Raw genomic sequence first — 17,295 nt, 5'->3', positions numbered from 1 at the left:
GGGGGGGACTCCGCGCGGGCCACGGGCGAGCGTGACGGGCAGGACGTGCGACCGTGCGCGGGGATAAGCCCGTCAGCTTGTCACAGGTATTTGACAGTAAATTGAAATGATCCGAAGAAACGGATCGTCAGGCAGGCGGAGTGCCGTCCGACGGGGTGGCCGTCGCGCGGCGGCGCGCACGCTTCGACGCGCCGTTGACGAGCGCCCAGCGCAGCACGGGGGCGACGGCGCGGATGCCCGGCCGGACCACCGCGCGCCGCAACGGCGCGAACGTCGACACGCCGAGCATGCGCTGCGCCCACGGCGGCAGCAAGTCGATCCCGGCATGCATCACCAGCGACGCGGCAGGCCGCAGCGCGGGCCTCGCGACGGGCACGTTCAGCAGAATGGACATCACGTCGAAGGTACGCGGCCCGGCTTCGAGCTCGGGCAGCATGCGCGCGAGATAGGCCGCTACCTCGGCACGCGAACGTGGCACCTCGTGCGCGCCGAGCAGCTCGGCGATCAGTGCCGTCTCCGCGTAATAGCGGTCCTGCAACTCGCCGGACAGCGCCGGATTCACGTAACGCAGATGCGCGGCGAGGAAGCTCGACACTTCCGCGACATGCACCCAGGTGAGCAACGCGGGATCGTCGGCGCGGTACGGCCGCCCGTCCGGCGCGCTGCCCGAGATGTGCGCATGGATCGCTTTCACGCGCTCGATCAGCGCGAGCGCGTCCGCGCGGCTGCCGAACGTCGTCCCCGTGATGAACGTGGCGGTGCGCCGCAAGCGGCCGAAGATGTCGGTGCGGAACGACGAATGATCCCAGACGCCCGCGAGTGCGAGCGGGTGGAGCGCCTGCAGCAGCAGCGCGGCGATGCCGCCCGTCATCATCGACGTGAAATCGGCATGCACGCGCCAGCAGACGGCGTCGGGGCCGAACAGCCCTGGGTCGCCAGGCGGAGAGGAGAGATCGATCGACGGGCCGCCGCCGCCGGCCGTCAGGTGCGTGATGCCGGCCACGAGCCGCTTGCGGATCGGCTCGGCCCAGCGCGGACCCGGCGCGGGTGCGGTGGGGTGGCGGCTGGGCGGCGTCGTCATGGCGGGGGCGGCTCGGCGGCGGATTACTTGCCGTCGGGGGTATCCCACTCGTCGCGTTCGGTGCGGCGCGCATCGGGCACCGACAGCCCGAAGTGGCGATACGTGAGCAGCGTCGCGACGCGCCCGCGCGGCGTGCGCTGCAGGAAGCCCTGCTGGATCAGGTACGGTTCGAGCACGTCCTCGATCGTGTCGCGCTCCTCGCCGATCGCTGCCGCGAGGTTGTCGATGCCGACCGGGCCGCCATCGAACTTGTACAGGATCGCTTCGAGCAGCTTGCGGTCCATCAGGTCGAAGCCGACCGGATCGACGTCGAGCATCGCGAGCGCGGCGTCGGCAACGGCCGCGGTGATCTGGCCGTCGGCCTTCACTTCCGCGAAGTCGCGCACGCGGCGCAGCAGCCGGTTCGCGATCCGCGGCGTGCCGCGCGCGCGCTTCGCGATTTCCAGCGCGCCGTTCGGATCGATCTGCGCATTCAGCAGCGACGCCGAGCGGCGCACGATGCGCGACAGTTGTTCGGCGTCGTAGAACTCGAGGCGCGCGACGATCCCGAAACGATCGCGCAGCGGGTTGGTCAGCATCCCCGCGCGGGTGGTCGCGCCGACCAGCGTGAACGGCTGCAGGTCGAGCTTCACGCTGCGCGCGGCCGGGCCTTCGCCGATCATGATGTCGATCTGGTAATCCTCGAGCGCCGGATACAGGATTTCCTCGACGACCGGCGACAGCCGGTGGATCTCGTCGATGAACAGCACGTCGTTCGCTTCGAGGTTCGTCAGCAGCGCGGCGAGATCGCCCGCGCGCTCGAGCACGGGGCCCGACGTCTGACGCAGGTTCACGCCCATCTCGCGCGCGATGATGTGTGCGAGCGTCGTCTTGCCGAGACCCGGCGGCCCGAACAGCAGCACGTGATCGAGCGGCTCGGAGCGGCGTTTCGCGGCTTCGATGAAGATCTCGAGCTGGCCGCGCACCTTTTCCTGGCCGACGTAATCGTCGAGCTGGCGCGGCCGCAACGCACGTTCGAACACCTCCTCGTGCGACGAGGCGGGCGTGGCGGCGATGATCCGCTGCTCGGTGGCGAGTTTGTCGGTTTCAATCATGCGGCCATTGTACCGCGCGGCGCAGGCGGGACCACCTGGCCGAACGGCCGACTGGCGAGCGCCGCGCGGCGGCGCGACACTGGCTTCGACGGCCGGATCGAACGTGCGTTACGCCTTCGACAGCGCCTTCAGCGCGAGCTTGATGCCTTCGGACACGCCGGTGCCGGCCGGCACGTTCTTGATCGCGGCGAGGCCTTCCTTTTCGGAGTAGCCGAGCGCGAGCAGCGCGTTGAGGATGTCGGTCGCGTGGTCGGACGCCGACGCGGCGCCGGCCAGTGCGCCGAGGTCGGCGCCGAGCTTGCCCTTCAGTTCGAGCAGCAGGCGCTCGGCGGTCTTCTTGCCGATGCCGGGCAGGCGCGTGAGGCGGGCGGCGTCCTGCATCGTCACGGCCTGCGCGAGCTCCTGCACGCTCATGCCGGACAGCACGGCGAGCGCCATGCGCGCGCCGATGCCGGTGATCTTCAGCAGCTCGCGGAAGGTCGTGCGCTCCTGCGGCGTCAGGAAGCCGTACAGCAGGTGCGCGTCCTCGCGGACGATCTGCTGCGTGAGCAGCACGACGCGTTCGCCCGTTTGCGGCAGGTTGTAGAAGGTGCTCATCGGCACGTCGATTTCGTAGCCGACGCCGTTGCAGTCGACGAGCAGATGAGGCGGGTTCTTTTCGAGCAGGATGCCGGCGATGCGACCGATCATGGAGGACGGGGTGCGAGGAAGAAAGCGCGAGTGTAGCGCACGCGCGGCGCAATGCCGATGGGTGCGGCCGTCAGGCCGAAGCGGCGCGTGGCGCGGGTATGTCGGGCAAGGGTAAAGCGGGCAAGCGGCCAAGCGGGTTCAGGCGGCCCACGCAGTGGAGCCGACACGTCGGGCCACGGGCCGCGATGCGCGGCAGCGTCAGCCGACCAACCTGCCGCGCCGCACGCGCAGCCCTTTCTGCGCGAGCGCCGGCGCCAGGCCGCCCAGCGTGCTGAGCGTGTTGCCGCCGTGCGCGTGGCAGATCGCCATGCCGAGCGCGTCGGCCGCATCGGAGCCCGGCTGGCCGGACAGGTTGAGCAGCCGCGTGACCATTTCCTGCATCTGCGTCTTGGTCGCACGGCCGTAGCCGACCACGGCCTGCTTGAGCTGCAGCGCCGTGTATTCGGCGACCGGCAGTCCGCCCGCGACGAGGCCGCAGATCGCCGCGCCGCGCGCCTGGCCGAGCAGCAGCGTCGACTGCGGGTTCACGTTGACGAACACCTTTTCGATCGCGGCCTGGTCGGGTGCGTGTTCGCGCACGATCGTCGAGACGCCCTGGAAGATCGTGCCGAGCCGGGTGGCCAGATCGGCCGTCGGCGTGCGGATCACGCCGCTCGTGACATAGGCGAGCCGGTGGCCGCTGACGTCGATGACGCCGAAGCCGGTGACGCGCAGGCCGGGGTCGATGCCGAGAATTCGCATGAGTGAGGAGAGTGGCGTGATGCAGCGATACTACAACGAATGGTGCGGCAATCCGGTCGCCCGGTCGTGCGCGGAGGCGCCGCGCAATAAAAAACCCGGCGGGGGTGATGCCGCCGGGTTCCCGTGCAGCGGCCGCGCGGGCCGCATGCCGCGATCAGTGACGGAAGTGACGCACGCCCGTCAGGACCATCGCGATACCGTGCTCGTCGGCCGCCGCGATCACTTCGTCGTCGCGCATCGAGCCGCCCGGCTGGATCACGCAGGTCGCGCCGGCCGCCACGACGACGTCGAGGCCGTCGCGGAACGGGAAGAACGCATCCGACGCGACGGCCGAGCCGGCCAGCGTCAGGCCCGCGTTCTGCGCCTTGATGCTCGCGATGCGCGCGGAATCGACGCGGCTCATCTGGCCGGCGCCGACGCCGAGCGTCATGCCGTTGCCGCAGAACACGATCGCGTTCGACTTCACGTACTTCGCGACGCGCCACGCGAACAGCAGGTCGTCCATTTCCTTCGCGGTCGGCTGGCGCTTCGTGACGACGCGCAGCTCGCTCGGCTGCACGTTGCGCGAATCGAGCGATTGCACGAGCAGGCCGCCGCCGACGCGCTTCAGGTCGAATGCGTTGTGGCCGTCACCCAGTGCAATCTCGAGCAGGCGCACGTTCTGCTTCGCGGCGAACACCTGCTTCGCGGCGTCGGAGAACGACGGGGCGATCAGCACTTCGACGAACTGCTTCGCCACCGCCTGCGCGGCCGCTTCGTCGACTTCGCGGTTGAACGCGATGATGCCGCCGAATGCCGAGGTCGGATCGGTCTGGAACGCCTTCGCGTATGCGTCGGCCGAGTCGTTGCCGACCGCGACGCCACACGGGTTCGCATGCTTGATGATCACGCAGGCCGGCGCGTCGAACGTCTTCACGCACTCCCACGCCGCGTCCGAATCCGCGATGTTGTTGTACGACAGTTCCTTGCCCTGCAGCTGGCGGTAGTTCGCCAGCGCGCCGGCCGGCGTCGCGAGGTCGCGGTAGAACGCCGCGCTCTGGTGCGGGTTCTCGCCGTAGCGCAGGTCCTGCACCTTGTCGAACGCCAGGTTCAGCGTGGCCGGGTACGTGCTGCGCGATGCGTGCTTCAGCTCGTCGGTCAGGCTCGTCAGGTAGTTCGTGATCGCGCCGTCGTATTGCGCGGTGTGCGCGAACACCTTCGTCGCGAGGCGGAAGTTGGTCGGGTAGCCGACCGTGTTGCCGTTCGCCTTCATTTCGTCGAGCACGACCGCGTAGTCGGCCGGATCGACGACGACCGTCACGTCGCGATGGTTCTTCGCGGCCGAGCGCAGCATCGTCGGGCCGCCGATGTCGATGTTCTCGATCGCATCGGCGAGCGTGCAGTCGTCCTTCGCGATCGTCGCGACGAACGGATACAGGTTCACGACGAGCAGGTCGATCGTCGGGATGCCGTGCTGTTCGAGCGCCTGCATGTGCTCGGGCAGGTCGCGGCGGGCGAGGATGCCGCCGTGCACCTTCGGGTGGAGCGTCTTCACGCGCCCATCGAGCATTTCCGGGAAGCCCGTGTAATCGGCCACTTCGGTCACGGGCAGGCCGGCGTCGGCGAGGAGTTTCGCGGTGCCGCCCGTCGACAGCAGCTTGACGCCGAGGTCGGACAGCGACTTCGCGAAGTCGACGATGCCGGTCTTGTCGGAAACGGAAATGAGCGCTTGCTTGATCATGATGGAACCACCAATAGCCAGGGAAACGGGGACGGGACGGCCGCCTACAGCAGGCCGTGCTGCTGCAGCTTCTTGCGCAGCGTATTGCGATTGATGCCGAGGTACTCGGCGGCGAGCGACTGGTTGCCGCCGGCCTGTACGAGCACGACCTCGAGCATCGGCTTTTCGACGCAGGACATCACCATTTCATAGACGTCGTGCGGATTGGAGCCGTCTAGATCCCGGAAATACACGTCCAGGCTCTCGCGGACACATTGTTCGATGTTGTGCTTGCTCATGCTGCTAACTGGTTATGGTCGTCCGACTCGCCCTGGCTGTTCTCCGCTTCGTCATCGACGTAGACGAGGTGGTCCGAGAGCGCCTTTTGCGCCTCGAAGAAAGCATTGACGGCGGCGAGCTGCTCGCGGGTGGAATCGAGCGTGTTCATTCGGTGCCGGAACCCGTTGGCACCGGAAAGGCCGCGAGTGTACCAGCCGATGTGCTTGCGCGCAGTACGCACACCGGTGAATTCGCCATAGAAAGCGTAGTGGTCTTCCAGGTGTTCGTTCATCACGTGCTGGATCTCGTCGATCCGCGGCGGGGGCAGCAGCTCGCCGGTTTGCAGGAAATGATCGATTTCGCGGAACAACCACGGCCGGCCTTGCGCGGCACGACCGATCATCAGCGCGTCGGCGCCGGTTGCATCGAGCACGGCCTTCGCCTTGGCGGGCGACGTGATGTCGCCGTTCGCGACCACCGGAATCCGCACGGCCGCCTTCACGGCCGCGATGGTGTCGTACTCGGCGTCGCCGCGGTACAGGTCGGCGCGTGTGCGGCCATGCACGGTGAGCATCGAGATGCCGGCCGCTTCGGCCAGGCGCGCGACCGTGATCGCGTTCTTGTGCTCGCGGTCCCAGCCGGTGCGGATCTTCAGCGTGACGGGCACCGCATCGGGCCCCGTGCCGACCGCCGCGACGACCGCCTCGACGATCCGCTGCACGAGCGGCTCGTTCTGCAGCAGCGCGGAGCCGGCCGCGACGTTGCAGACCTTCTTCGCCGGGCAGCCCATGTTGATGTCGATGATCTGCGCGCCGTTGTCGACGTTGTAGCGGGCCGCTTCGGCCATCATCGCCGGATCGGCGCCGGCGATCTGCACCGCGATCGGCTCGACTTCGCCTTCGTGGTTCGCGCGCCGCATCGTCTTCGCGCTCTTCCACAGCTGCGCGTTGGACGCGACCATCTCGGACACGGCGTAACCGGCCCCCAGCCGCTTGCACAGCTGGCGGAACGGACGATCCGTCACCCCGGCCATCGGGGCGACGAACAGGTTGTTACGCAATACGTGAGGGCCGATAACGGGCATCGCAATGGCGCCGCCCACGACAAGCGCGGGCAGGGGAAGGGAAGACGGAAAACGGGCATTTTACCGTATTCCCACGCCCCGCCGATTTGACCCGGTTTGCCTGGTTTGCCCGAAGAGGCCGTGCGGTGCGCCGCGTGTCAGTTGCGCTGGCCGAACATCATCTGGCGCGCGATCACCTTTTTAAGCGGCGGCACGAATTCGAGCGCGGTGAGCGCCGCGCCGCGCAGCAGCGGAAGCGGGCCCGCGTCGATCGTAAACAGGCGCGCGAGCGTGTCGGTCGCGCCGATCGTGAGGCGCCGGTCAAGCGCGCGGCGCGCGTTGAAGGTCGCGAGCGCGGTCGCTTCGAAGCCTTGTGCGGACAGCGTGTCGACGAGCGTGTGCGCGTCGCGCAGCCCGAGGTTGAGCCCCTGGCCCGCAACCGGGTGCAGCGTCTGCGCGGCATTGCCGACGATCGCGATGCGGCCGCTGACGAGCGTCTGCGCCGCGTTCAGGCCGAGCGGGAACGACGCGCGCCCGGTGATCGCGACGAATTCGCCCATGCGCTCGCCGAACACGCTGCCGAGCTCGCGCAGGAACGCGTCGTCGGGCAGCGCGGCACGTCGCGCCGCTTCGTCGGGCGTACAGCACCAGACGAGCGAGTAGTCGGCCTGGCGCGGCCCGCCGAGCGGCAGCAGCGCGAGCGGGCCTTCGTGCGTGAAGCGTTCCCACGCGACGTTCGGGCGCGGCGCCGATACCGTGACCGTGCCGACGAGCGCGGTCTGCCCGTAGTCGCGGCGATGCTTGCCCGCGTCGGCCTGCTGTTCGTGGAACAGCCCGCCTTCGGCATTGATGACGATGCGCGCGCGCAGCGTGCGCCCGCCTTGCGGGCCGTCGAGCGTCAGCGTGACGCCGTCGGCGTCCTGCTGCGGCGTGTGCGCGGTGGTCGACGTGAGCCAGTCGACCCGCGTGTCGCGCACGGCGTCCGCGAGCGCCTGCACGATCGAGCCATAGCGCACGACGTAGCCGAGCGCCGCAAGCGCGTGTTCGTCGCGGTCGATCAGCGTGCGGCCGAAATGGCCGCGCTGCGACACGTGGATATGTTCGATCGGCGTGGCGTCGGCAGGCCATGCGAGCGTGTCGAGCAGCACGCGGCTGCCGTGCGATACGGCGATCGCGCGCGGGTCGTTCGCGCTCGCGGCCGGTTCGCGCGCATCGATCAGCGCGATCGATGCGTGCCGCGTCGCGCTGCGGCGCGCGAGCCAGCCGGCGAGCGCGAGCCCCACGGGGCCGGCGCCGACGATGGCGAGATCGTAATCCGGCGTGGCCGGGGAGGAAGCGGTCGTCATCTTGATTCGTGAAACGGAGGTAACGGTCGGCGCCCGGTCATGCGTCCGCGCGCATCAGCGCCTCGATCTCGTCGGCCGCGACCGGCACGCCGCGCGTGATCAGCTCGCAGCCGTGCTCGCGCACGATCGCATCGTCCTCGATGCGGATGCCGATGTTCCAGTACTCGGGTGGCACGTCGTCGGCCGCGCGCACGTACAGGCCGGGCTCGACGGTGAGCGTCATGCCGGGCTTCAGCGTGCGCCACGGCAGCGCGCCGTTGGCGTCGCGCGCGGCGAGCCGTTCGCGGTAGTCGCCGCAGTCGTGCACGTCCATTCCGAGCCAGTGGCCCGTGCGGTGCATGTAGAAGCGCGTGTACGCGCGCTCGGCGATCACGTCGTCGACGTTCGAGAAGCGCGTTTTCGGGATGATGCCGGTGTCGAGCAGCCCTTGCGCGAGCACGCGTACGGCCGCGTCGTGCGGCGCCTCGAACGGCACGCCCGCGCGTGTCGCGTCGATCGCGGCCTGCTGCGCGGCGAGCACGATGTCGTACAGCGTGCGCTGCGCGGGCGAGAAGCGGCCGTTGGCCGGGAACGTGCGCGTGATGTCCGACGCATAGCCGTCGAGTTCGCACGCGGCGTCGATCAGGATCAGGTCGCCGTCCCGCGCGGCCGCGTTGCCGGCCGGATAGTGCAGCACGCACGCATTCGCGCCGGCCGCGACGATCGAACCGTACGCGGGCGCCTGCGCGCCGTGCTTGCGGAACAGGTACAGCAGCTCGGCCTCGAGCTCGTATTCGCGGATGCCCGGGCGGCACGCCTGCATCGCGCGGCGGTGCGCGAGCGCGGAGATGTGCGCGGCGCGCATCATGATCGCGAGTTCGTGTTCGTCCTTCACGAGCCGCATGTCGTCGAGCAGCGGCGTGAGGTCGAGCAGCGCGTCCGGTGCGGCGACGCCCGCGCGTGCCTGCGCGCGCACCGCGTCGATCCAGCCGGCGAGCTGGCGCTCGAAGTCGGCCGATGCGCCGAACCGGTAGTGCACGGTGCCCGCATCGGCGAGCAGGCGCGGCATCTCGGTGTCGATCACGTCGGTCGCGAAGGCCGCGTCGAAGCCGAACGCGTCGCGCGCGGCGTCGGGCCCGTAGTGAAAGCCTTCCCAGATCTCGCGGTCGACGTTCCTGGCGCGGCAGAACAGGATCGATTCCGGCGCGCCGTGCGGCGCGGCCGCATTCAGCACGAGCACGGCATCCGGCTCGGTGAAGCCCGTCAGGTAGTGGAAGTAGCTGTCGAACCGGTACGGGTAGGCCGTATCGCGGTTGCGCAGCATTTCCGGCGCGGTGGGGACGATGGCGACGCCGCCGCCCGCGGCACGCAGTGCGGCAAGCACGCGTTCACGGCGCTGGCGGTAGACGTCGACGGCGATGGCGGTATCGAGGGGCGCATTCATCGTGCGATTGTAGCGCCGCGCGACGCGGTGCGTGAGAGCAGGGCCCGAAGCCGCACCGGCCAAGGCCCGCGCGGCGGCTGTTGCAAACCATCCACAGGCCGGACGGGCGATTTTCTACCCGGCTGCACCGGCCGGTTATGATCGACGACAACGTATACTCTCGGCAGTTCCCTTGAAAAGGCAGATGATGAAATTAATCGGTTCGCTCAGCAGCCCGTACGTCCGAAAGGCGCGGATCGTGCTTGCTGAAAAGAAGATCGACTACAAGCTGGAGCTCGAGGACGTGTGGGCGCCGGAGACGGATATTCATGCATCGAATCCGCTCGGCAAGGTCCCGTGCCTCGTGATGGAGGATGGTGCTGCGGTGTTCGATTCCCGCGTGATCTGCGAATACGTCGATACGCTGTCGCCGGTCGGCAAGCTGATTCCGCCGTCGGGCCGCGAGCGCGTCGAAGTGCGCTGCTGGGAAGCCCTGGGCGACGGCGTGCTCGACGCAGCCGTCGCGATCCGTCTCGAACACACGATGCGCGACGAGGCGCAGCGCAGCGCGAGCTGGATCGCGCGTCAGCAACGCAAGATCGACGACGCGCTCGTCGCGATGTCGCAGGGCCTCGGCGGCAAGGCGTGGTGCGTCGGCAATCATTACACGCTCGCCGACATCGCACTCGGCTGCGCGCTCGGCTATCTCGACTTCCGGATGCCCGAGCTCAACTGGCGCGATCGCCACCCGAACCTCGACAAGCACTTCGTGAAGCTGCTGCAGCGGCAATCGTTCGCCGATACGCTGCCGCCGCAGAGCTGAGCCGGCCCGGTCCTCACGCATTCGGCAGACGAAAGAAAAGCGCCCCGCAGGGCGCTTTTCTTTTTGCGGCGCAGGCCGCCCGCCGCCGGAGCGGGGCGGCCGCCTGCATCAGTCGATCGACGCGTACACCGCTTCGCCGAGCGTGAACGAGTCGCTGCGCGCGATCGGCCACCACTTGTCGTACAGCGAGAAGCCGCAGGTCTGGCCGTCGAGCAGCGCACCGGGTTTCAGGTACTTCAGCAGTTGCGACATCAGCCGCACCTCGTGCGGCGCGACCCGCTGCACGATGTGATGCGCGCGCAGCTCGGACGGATGGGCGAGGCCGGCCGCCTGCACGAGTTCCTGCAGCGCATGCAGCGTATTGCGGTGGAAGTTGTACACGCGCTCGGCCTTGTCGGGCACGACGAGCGCACGCTGGCGCACCGGGTCCTGTGTCGCGACGCCGGTCGGGCAGCGGTCGGTGTGGCAGTGCTGCGCCTGGATGCAGCCGACCGCGAACATGAAGCCGCGCGCCGAATTCACCCAGTCCGCGCCGATCGCGAGCGTGCGCGCGATGTCGAACGCCGTGATGATCTTGCCGCTGGCGCCGAGCTTCACGCGATCGCGCACGCCGATGCCGACGAGCGTGTTGTGCACGAGCAGCAGCCCTTCCTGCAGCGGCACGCCGACGTGGTCGGTGAATTCGAGCGGTGCCGCGCCGGTGCCGCCTTCCGCGCCGTCGACGACGATGAAGTCGGGCACGATGCCCGTCTCGAGCATCGCTTTCGCGATCCCGAAGAATTCCCACGGATGGCCGATGCACAGCTTGAAGCCGGTCGGCTTGCCGCCGGACAGCGTGCGCAGCCGCTCGACGAATTCGAGCAGCCCGCGCGGCGTCGAGAATTCCGAGTGCGTCGCGGGCGAGATGCAGTCCTTGCCCATCGGCACGCCGCGCGTCTCGGCGATTTCCGGCGTGATCTTCGCGGCCGGCAGCACGCCGCCGTGGCCGGGCTTCGCGCCTTGCGACAGCTTCACCTCGATCATCTTGACCTGCGGATCGGCGGCCTGCTTCGCGAACTTGTCGGGGTTGAACGTGCCGTCGTCGTTGCGGCAGCCGAAGTAGCCGGACGCGATTTCCCAGATGATATCGCCGCCGTTCTCGCGGTGGTACTTCGACAGCGAGCCTTCGCCGGTGTCGTGCGCGAAGCCGCCTTTCTTCGCGCCGAGGTTCAGCGAGCGGATCGCGTTCGCGGACAGCGAGCCGAAGCTCATCGCCGAGATGTTGAAGATCGAAATGTCGTACGGTTGCGCGCGATTCGCGCCGACGCGGATGCGGAAATCGTGGTTCGGCAGCTTCGTCGGCGCGAGCGAATGGCTGATCCATTCGTGCGCGACGGCCTTCACGTTCAGCTCGGTGCCGTACGGGCGGTTGTCGGCGACGTTCTTCGCGCGCTGGTAGACGAGGCTGCGCTGCGCACGCGAGAACGGCTTCTCGTCGGTGTCGTCCTCGACGAAGTACTGACGGATTTCAGGTCGGATGAATTCGAACAGGAAGCGGAAGTGGCCCCAGAGCGGGTAGTTCCGCAGGATCGCGTGGCGATCCTGGTTCAGGTCGTACAGGCCGAGCGCGACGAGGGCGATGGGGAGGATGATCCACAGCCACGAAAGCACGTGGATCGACGCGAGTGCGGCCGCGGCGATGAGCAGCAGGACAGCACACCACATCGCGAGGTAGCGTCTTGAAAGCATGGGGACTCCGTAAGAATTCTGAAATGCCGCCATGCGTACGCTGCGAAGACGGCACCCGCGCCCGGCGGAATCGTGTTCTGCCGGGCGCGCGGGTGCCGCAAGTCTAAACCGAATGGATGTCAGCGTGCTTCGGCGAGCGCCGGCGCGTGGGCCGCAGCCTGACCGGGCTGGCCGGTGGCCGCGGATTCGATGATGCCGCCGCCGAGGCAGATCTCGCCGTCGTACAGCACGGCCGACTGGCCGGGCGTGACGGCCCACTGCGCATCGTCGAACGCGAGCGAGAAGCGCGCTTCGCCTGCCGGGCCGGCAGCTGCCGCGCCGAACGCACACGCCGCATCGGCCTGCCGGTAGCGCGTCTTCGCGCCGCACGCGAAGCCGTCCGCCGGCGGCTCGCCGGCGACCCAGCTCACGTTGCCGGCGACGAGCTCGCGCGACAGCAGCCATGGATGATCGTGGCCCTGCACGACGTACAGCGTGTTCGACGCGATGTCCTTCGCGGCGACGAACCACGGCTCGCCGCTGCCGCTCTTGCTGCCGCCGAGGCCGATACCCTTGCGCTGGCCGAACGTGTAGAACGCGAGGCCGATGTGCTCGCCGACCACCTTGCCGTCGGGCGTCTTCATCGGGCCGGGTTTGGTCGGAAGATAGCGGTTCAGGAAATCGCGGAACGGCCGTTCGCCGATGAAGCAGATGCCGGTCGAATCCTTCTTCTTCGCGTTCGGCAGCCCGATCTGCGCGGCGATCTCGCGCACCTTCGTCTTCGGGATCTCGCCGAGCGGGAACATCGTCTTCGACAGTTGCGCCTGGTTCAGCCGGTGCAGGAAGTACGACTGGTCTTTCGTGTGATCGAAAGCTTTCAGCAGTTCGAAACGCCCGTCGCGTTCGCGCACGCGCGCATAGTGGCCGGTCGCGATCATTTCCGCGTCGAGCGACATCGCGTGGTCGAGGAACGCCTTGAACTTGATCTCGGCGTTGCACAGCACGTCCGGGTTCGGCGTGCGGCCGGCCGAGTATTCGCGCAGGAACTCGGCGAACACGCGGTCCTTGTATTCCGCGGCGAAGTTGACGGCTTCCACGTCGATGCCGATCAGGTCGGCCACCGACACGACGTCGATCCAGTCCTGGCGTGTCGAGCAGTACTCGCCGTCGTCGTCGTCTTCCCAGTTCTTCATGAACAGGCCGACCACGTCGTAGCCCTGTTCCTTCAGCAGCCACGCGGTCACCGACGAATCGACGCCGCCCGACATGCCCACCACTACACGGCGCTTGCTCATTTGCTGACCGCCTGACGTTCGAATGCCTCGGGGCGCGGGGCGACCGAATGCGTGTGCACGAAATCGAGCGGAACGCGCCGCCCGGCGAGATAGTCGTCGACGCAGCGCATCACCGCGGGCGAACGATGGCGCTCGCTGCAGGCGCGCAGCTCGTCGGCCGTCAACCACAGCGTGCGCACGATGCCGTCGTCGAGCACGTGGCCCGCGATCGGTTCGCCGGCCGTGCCGCAGAACGTGAAGCGCAGGTAGGTCGCCCCGGCGCTGCCGGGACGCTCGTAGTGCGCGAGATAGACGCCGACGAGTGCGTCGGGCGTGAACGGGTGCGCGGTTTCCTCGAGCGTTTCGCGGATCACGGCGTCGGCCAGCGTTTCGCCGGCTTCCAGATGACCGGCCGGCTGGTTGATGCGCAGGCCCGTCGAGGTTTCTTCCTCGATCACGAGAAAGCGGCCGGCGCGCTCGACGAGCGCGGCGACCGTCACATGCGGGGTCCAGAGTTCGGGTTTCATGGTCGGCATTTTACCGGTTGCGCCCGAACGCTGCCGGCCGTCTGGTTAGACGAATCCGACCCCCGGAGTTCATCCGTCCGGGCGCGGCGCGACGGCACGGACCAAACGGATGTCGCATTCGAGCACGGTCGTGCGGAAAGTGCTGGCGGGGGCATCGCTTTCGGTTAAAGTGCAGCGTAAAGCCGTTGCTCGTGAGCCGGTAAGTCAGCCTGTCCGGCTCGTTGCGCAGTAAAGAACGCAAGAAAAGAAATACTGACAATGACTGGAGGAACTGACGATGCATATTGGAGTGCCTGCTGAAACGCGGGCCAACGAGGCGCGCGTGGCTGCGACGCCGGAAACCGTGAAGAAATACGCGGCGGCCGGCCATCGGGTCAGTATCGCGAAAGGGGCCGGCAGTGCAGCCAGCTATCCCGATGAAGCCTATGTGGCCGCCGGCGCCGAATTGACCGACCAGTCGGCCGCTTTTGCCGCCGACCTCGTGCTGAAGGTCCAGGCGCCCACCGACGCCGAACTGCCGTTGCTCAAGCGCGGTGCCGTGCTGGTCGGCATGCTCGAGCCGTTCAACGGCGAGCAGGCGGCGCAGCTCGCCGCGGCCGGCGTGACCGGTTTCGCGCTCGAGGCCGCGCCGCGCACGACCCGCGCGCAGAGTCTCGACGTGCTGTCGTCGCAGGCGAACATCGCCGGCTACAAGGCCGTGCTGGTGGCCGCGTCGCTGTATCCGCGCTTCATGCCGATGCTGATGACGGCCGCGGGCACCGTGAAGGCGGCGCGCGTGCTGATTCTCGGCGCGGGCGTCGCGGGCCTGCAGGCGATCGCGACCGCGAAGCGGCTGGGCGCGGTGATCGAGGCGTCCGACGTGCGGCCGGCCGTGAAGGAGCAGATCGAGTCGCTCGGCGCGAAATTCCTCGACGTCCCGTTCGAAACCGACGAAGAGCGCGAAGCTGCGCAGGGCGTCGGCGGCTATGCGCGCCCGATGCCGCCGTCGTGGCTCGGCCGCCAGGCCGCGCTCGTGCACGAACGCGCGAAGCAGGCCGACATCGTGATCACCACCGCGCTGATTCCCGGCCGCCCGGCGCCGACGCTGATCTCGGTCGACACCGCGCAGTCGATGAAGCCCGGTTCGGTGCTCGTCGATCTCGCGGCCGGCCGCGGCCCGGAAGTCGACGGCCGCAAGGGCGGCAACTGCCCGCTGACCGTCGCCGACCAGGTGATCGTGCACAACGGCGTGACGATCGCCGGCTACACGAACCTCGCGTCGATGGTCGCGTCGGACGCGTCGGCGCTGTATGCACGCAACCTGCTCGACTTCCTGAAGCTGATCGTCACGAAGGAAGGCACGCTGAACATCGACCTGACCGACGACATCGTCGCCGCGACGCTGCTGTGTCGCGACGGCGAGTTCACGCGCAAATAACGGAGGAGACCATGGAAGTCATCAATCACACGGTGATCAACGTGATCATCTTCGTGCTGGCGGTGTACGTCGGCTACCACGTCGTCTGGAACGTCACGCCGGCGCTGCATACGCCGCTGATGGCCGTGACCAACGCGATCTCGGCGATCGTGATCGTCGGCGCGATGCTCGCGGCCGCGCTTACCGTCGGCGCGACCGGCAAGTTCTTCGGCACGCTCGCGGTCGCGCTCGCGGCCGTCAACGTGTTCGGCGGCTTTCTCGTGACGAGGCGCATGCTCGAGATGTTCCGCAAGAAGGAGCCCAAGCGTGTCGAGGGCGGCAAGGAGGGCGCGCGATGAGCATGAACGTCGTTACGCTGCTGTACCTCGTCGCGTCGGTGTGCTTCATCCAGGCGCTGAAGGGGCTGTCGAACCCGAAGAGCGCGCGGCGCGGCAACCTGTTCGGGATGGTCGGGATGGCCATCGCGATCCTCACGACCCTCGCGCTGATCGTCAAGCAGGCCGCGTGGCTCGGCGCGAACCTGCCGCTCGGCCTCGCGCTCGTGCTCGGCGCGCTGATCGTCGGCGGGGGTGTCGGGGCATTCGTCGCCGCGCGCGTCGAGATGACGAAGATGCCGGAACTCGTCGCGGCGATGCACTCGCTGATCGGTCTCGCGGCCGTGTGCATCGCGTATGCGGTCGTGTCGGAGCCGGAAGCGTTCGGGCTCGTGCCGCAGGACGCGGTGTCGTCGAGCTTCATCCCGTACGGTAATCGCGTCGAGCTGTTCATCGGCACGTTCGTCGGCGCGATCACGTTCTCCGGGTCGGTGATCGCGTTCGGCAAGCTGTCGGGCAAGTACAAGTTCCGGCTGTTCCAGGGCGCGCCGGTCGTGTACGCGGGCCAGCACCTGATCAACCTGATGCTCGCGATCGCGATGCTCGGCTTCGGCATCCTGTTCTTCATCACGCAGGCGTGGCTGCCGTTCATCATCATGACGGCGATCGCGTTCGTGCTCGGCGTGCTGATCATCATCCCGATCGGCGGCGCGGACATGCCGGTGGTCGTGTCGATGCTGAACTCGTACTCGGGGTGGGCCGCGGCCGGCATCGGCTTCTCGCTGAACAACGCGATGCTGATCATCGCCGGCTCGCTGGTCGGCTCGTCGGGTGCGATCCTGTCGTACATCATGTGCCACGCGATGAACCGCTCGTTCTTCAACGTGATCCTCGGCGGGTTCGGCGGGGAAGCCGCGGCCGGCGGCGCGGCGGGCGCGCAGGAGCAGCGGCCGGTGAAGTCGGGCTCGGCCGACGACGCGGCGTTCATGCTCGGCAACGCGGAATCGGTCGTGATCGTGCCGGGTTACGGCCTTGCCGTCGCCCGCGCGCAGCACGCGCTGAAGGAGCTGACCGACAAGCTGGTCGAGAAGGGCATCGACGTGAAGTACGCGATCCACCCGGTCGCGGGGCGGATGCCGGGCCACATGAACGTGCTGCTCGCGGAAGCGGAAGTGCCGTACGAGATCGTGCACGAGATGGAGGACATCAACGGCGAATTCGGCCAGGTGGACGTGGTGCTCGTGCTCGGCGCGAACGATGTCGTGAACCCGGCCGCGAAGAACGATCCGAAATCGCCGATCGCGGGGATGCCGATCATCGAGGCGTACAAGGCGCGCACGGTGATCGTCAACAAGCGCTCGATGGCGGCCGGCTACGCGGGCCTCGACAACGACCTGTTCTACATGGACAAGACGATGATGGTGTTCGGCGATGCGAAGAAGGTCATCGAGGACATGGTGAAGGCCGTCGAGTAACGCAGGCCCTCGGCTACGCGGCGCCCGCTTCGATGCGCGGGCGCCGCGCCTCCGGACAGGCCCGACCGGTACAAGAAGCCGGCCGGGCCTTTTTCATGGGGTGACGAGGCGTGCGACGCAGGCGGCGATCGCGTCGCGTACGCGCACGATCGCCGGGTCGCGCTGCGTGCTCGTGCGCCAGCCGATTTCGACCGGATAGCGCGGCAGGTCGACCGGGCACGCGAGGGCACGCAGCGAGGTTGCTTGCGCGATCGCGGCCGATGGCGGCGACCGCGTCGGCCGCACGATTTCGATCGGGATGTCCGACGATTTCGAGATCGCGCTCGGCCGCGCGCTGATCGATGCGGTCGCGCACGAAGCCGC

The 17,295-nt window shown here is 68.2% G+C and carries 16 protein-coding genes and 1 pseudogene; 4 read left to right on the top strand and 13 right to left on the bottom strand.

The features are described 5' to 3' along the window. Positions 1-127: 127 nt before the first annotated feature. From H3O04_RS25125 to H3O04_RS25085, 9 genes are all read right to left on the bottom strand, one after another. Complete coding sequence (locus H3O04_RS25125; protein WP_202588662.1) at positions 128-1,081, bottom strand: oxygenase MpaB family protein; 954 nt, start codon at positions 1,079-1,081, stop codon at positions 128-130. Between the two features lie 23 nt (positions 1,082-1,104). Next, complete coding sequence (ruvB, locus tag H3O04_RS25120; RefSeq protein ID WP_006476896.1) at positions 1,105-2,175, bottom strand: Holliday junction branch migration DNA helicase RuvB; 1,071 nt, start codon at positions 2,173-2,175, stop codon at positions 1,105-1,107. 108 nt (positions 2,176-2,283) lie between these two features. Next, a complete protein-coding gene (gene ruvA / locus H3O04_RS25115; RefSeq protein WP_006401679.1) occupies positions 2,284-2,865 on the bottom strand; it encodes a Holliday junction branch migration protein RuvA in 582 nt (193 codons plus the stop codon). A 198-nt stretch (positions 2,866-3,063) separates the two neighbouring features. Further along, positions 3,064-3,606: a crossover junction endodeoxyribonuclease RuvC gene (gene ruvC / locus H3O04_RS25110; RefSeq protein ID WP_006476894.1), complete on the bottom strand. Its 543-nt coding sequence runs from the start codon at positions 3,604-3,606 to the stop codon at positions 3,064-3,066. Between the two features lie 154 nt (positions 3,607-3,760). Further along, positions 3,761-5,326, bottom strand: coding sequence for a bifunctional phosphoribosylaminoimidazolecarboxamide formyltransferase/IMP cyclohydrolase (purH, locus tag H3O04_RS25105; protein WP_011694149.1), 1,566 nt, complete (start codon positions 5,324-5,326; stop codon positions 3,761-3,763). 44 nt (positions 5,327-5,370) lie between these two features. After that, entirely contained in the window at positions 5,371-5,604 is a 234-nt protein-coding gene (locus H3O04_RS25100; RefSeq protein WP_006476892.1) for a Fis family transcriptional regulator, read from the bottom strand. After that, positions 5,601-6,668, bottom strand: a complete 1,068-nt coding sequence (dusB, locus tag H3O04_RS25095; RefSeq protein ID WP_006476891.1) for a tRNA dihydrouridine synthase DusB — start codon at positions 6,666-6,668, stop codon at positions 5,601-5,603. The genes H3O04_RS25100 and dusB overlap by 4 nt, the downstream gene beginning before the upstream one ends. A 137-nt stretch (positions 6,669-6,805) precedes the next feature. After that, on the bottom strand, positions 6,806-7,993 hold the full coding sequence (locus tag H3O04_RS25090) for a UbiH/UbiF/VisC/COQ6 family ubiquinone biosynthesis hydroxylase (RefSeq protein ID WP_202588661.1): 1,188 nt from the start codon (positions 7,991-7,993) through the stop codon (positions 6,806-6,808). Between the two features lie 37 nt (positions 7,994-8,030). After that, a complete protein-coding gene (locus H3O04_RS25085; protein WP_027807453.1) occupies positions 8,031-9,416 on the bottom strand; it encodes an aminopeptidase P N-terminal domain-containing protein in 1,386 nt (461 codons plus the stop codon). 187 nt (positions 9,417-9,603) lie between these two features. Here H3O04_RS25085 and H3O04_RS25080 point away from each other — a divergent pair, with 187 nt between their 5' ends. Beyond that, complete coding sequence (locus H3O04_RS25080) at positions 9,604-10,218, top strand: glutathione S-transferase family protein (protein ID WP_027813221.1); 615 nt, start codon at positions 9,604-9,606, stop codon at positions 10,216-10,218. Between the two features lie 108 nt (positions 10,219-10,326). Here the strand turns inward: H3O04_RS25080 and H3O04_RS25075 are convergent, their stop codons facing one another. The 3 genes from H3O04_RS25075 to H3O04_RS25065 all read right to left on the bottom strand — a co-directional run bounded on the left by H3O04_RS25075 (position 10,327) and on the right by H3O04_RS25065 (position 13,726). After that, the gene (locus H3O04_RS25075; RefSeq protein ID WP_012327911.1) at positions 10,327-11,946 is read right to left on the bottom strand and encodes an FMN-binding glutamate synthase family protein; all 1,620 of its coding nucleotides are present in this window, start codon (positions 11,944-11,946) and stop codon (positions 10,327-10,329) included. 119 nt (positions 11,947-12,065) lie between these two features. Then, on the bottom strand, positions 12,066-13,220 hold the full coding sequence (mnmA, locus tag H3O04_RS25070) for a tRNA 2-thiouridine(34) synthase MnmA (RefSeq protein ID WP_202588660.1): 1,155 nt from the start codon (positions 13,218-13,220) through the stop codon (positions 12,066-12,068). Next, complete coding sequence (locus H3O04_RS25065; protein WP_124476107.1) at positions 13,217-13,726, bottom strand: NUDIX hydrolase; 510 nt, start codon at positions 13,724-13,726, stop codon at positions 13,217-13,219. Before H3O04_RS25065 ends, mnmA begins: the two co-directional genes overlap by 4 nt. A 277-nt stretch (positions 13,727-14,003) precedes the next feature. On the opposite strand from H3O04_RS25065, the gene H3O04_RS25060 reads away from it, so the two are divergent. From H3O04_RS25060 to H3O04_RS25050, 3 genes are read left to right on the top strand one after another with little or no spacing between them, the layout of a single operon-like run. Further along, entirely contained in the window at positions 14,004-15,143 is a 1,140-nt protein-coding gene (locus tag H3O04_RS25060; RefSeq protein ID WP_202588659.1) for a Re/Si-specific NAD(P)(+) transhydrogenase subunit alpha, read from the top strand. Between the two features lie 11 nt (positions 15,144-15,154). Then, positions 15,155-15,481, top strand: a complete 327-nt coding sequence (locus tag H3O04_RS25055) for an NAD(P) transhydrogenase subunit alpha (RefSeq protein WP_006476884.1) — start codon at positions 15,155-15,157, stop codon at positions 15,479-15,481. Next, positions 15,478-16,932, top strand: a complete 1,455-nt coding sequence (locus tag H3O04_RS25050; RefSeq protein WP_012327915.1) for an NAD(P)(+) transhydrogenase (Re/Si-specific) subunit beta — start codon at positions 15,478-15,480, stop codon at positions 16,930-16,932. The genes H3O04_RS25055 and H3O04_RS25050 overlap by 4 nt, the downstream gene beginning before the upstream one ends. 93 nt (positions 16,933-17,025) lie before the next feature. Here the strand turns inward: H3O04_RS25050 and H3O04_RS36265 are convergent. Further along, positions 17,026-17,295, bottom strand: a pseudogene (locus H3O04_RS36265) (hypothetical protein); the annotation flags it as partial.

This window comes from Burkholderia sp. KCJ3K979 (assembly GCF_016759955.1).
Taxonomy (GTDB): Bacteria; Pseudomonadota; Gammaproteobacteria; order Burkholderiales; family Burkholderiaceae; genus Burkholderia; species Burkholderia orbicola.
Note: the sequence above shows the minus strand (reverse complement) of the source record. Positions and strands in the feature narration are given on the sequence as shown.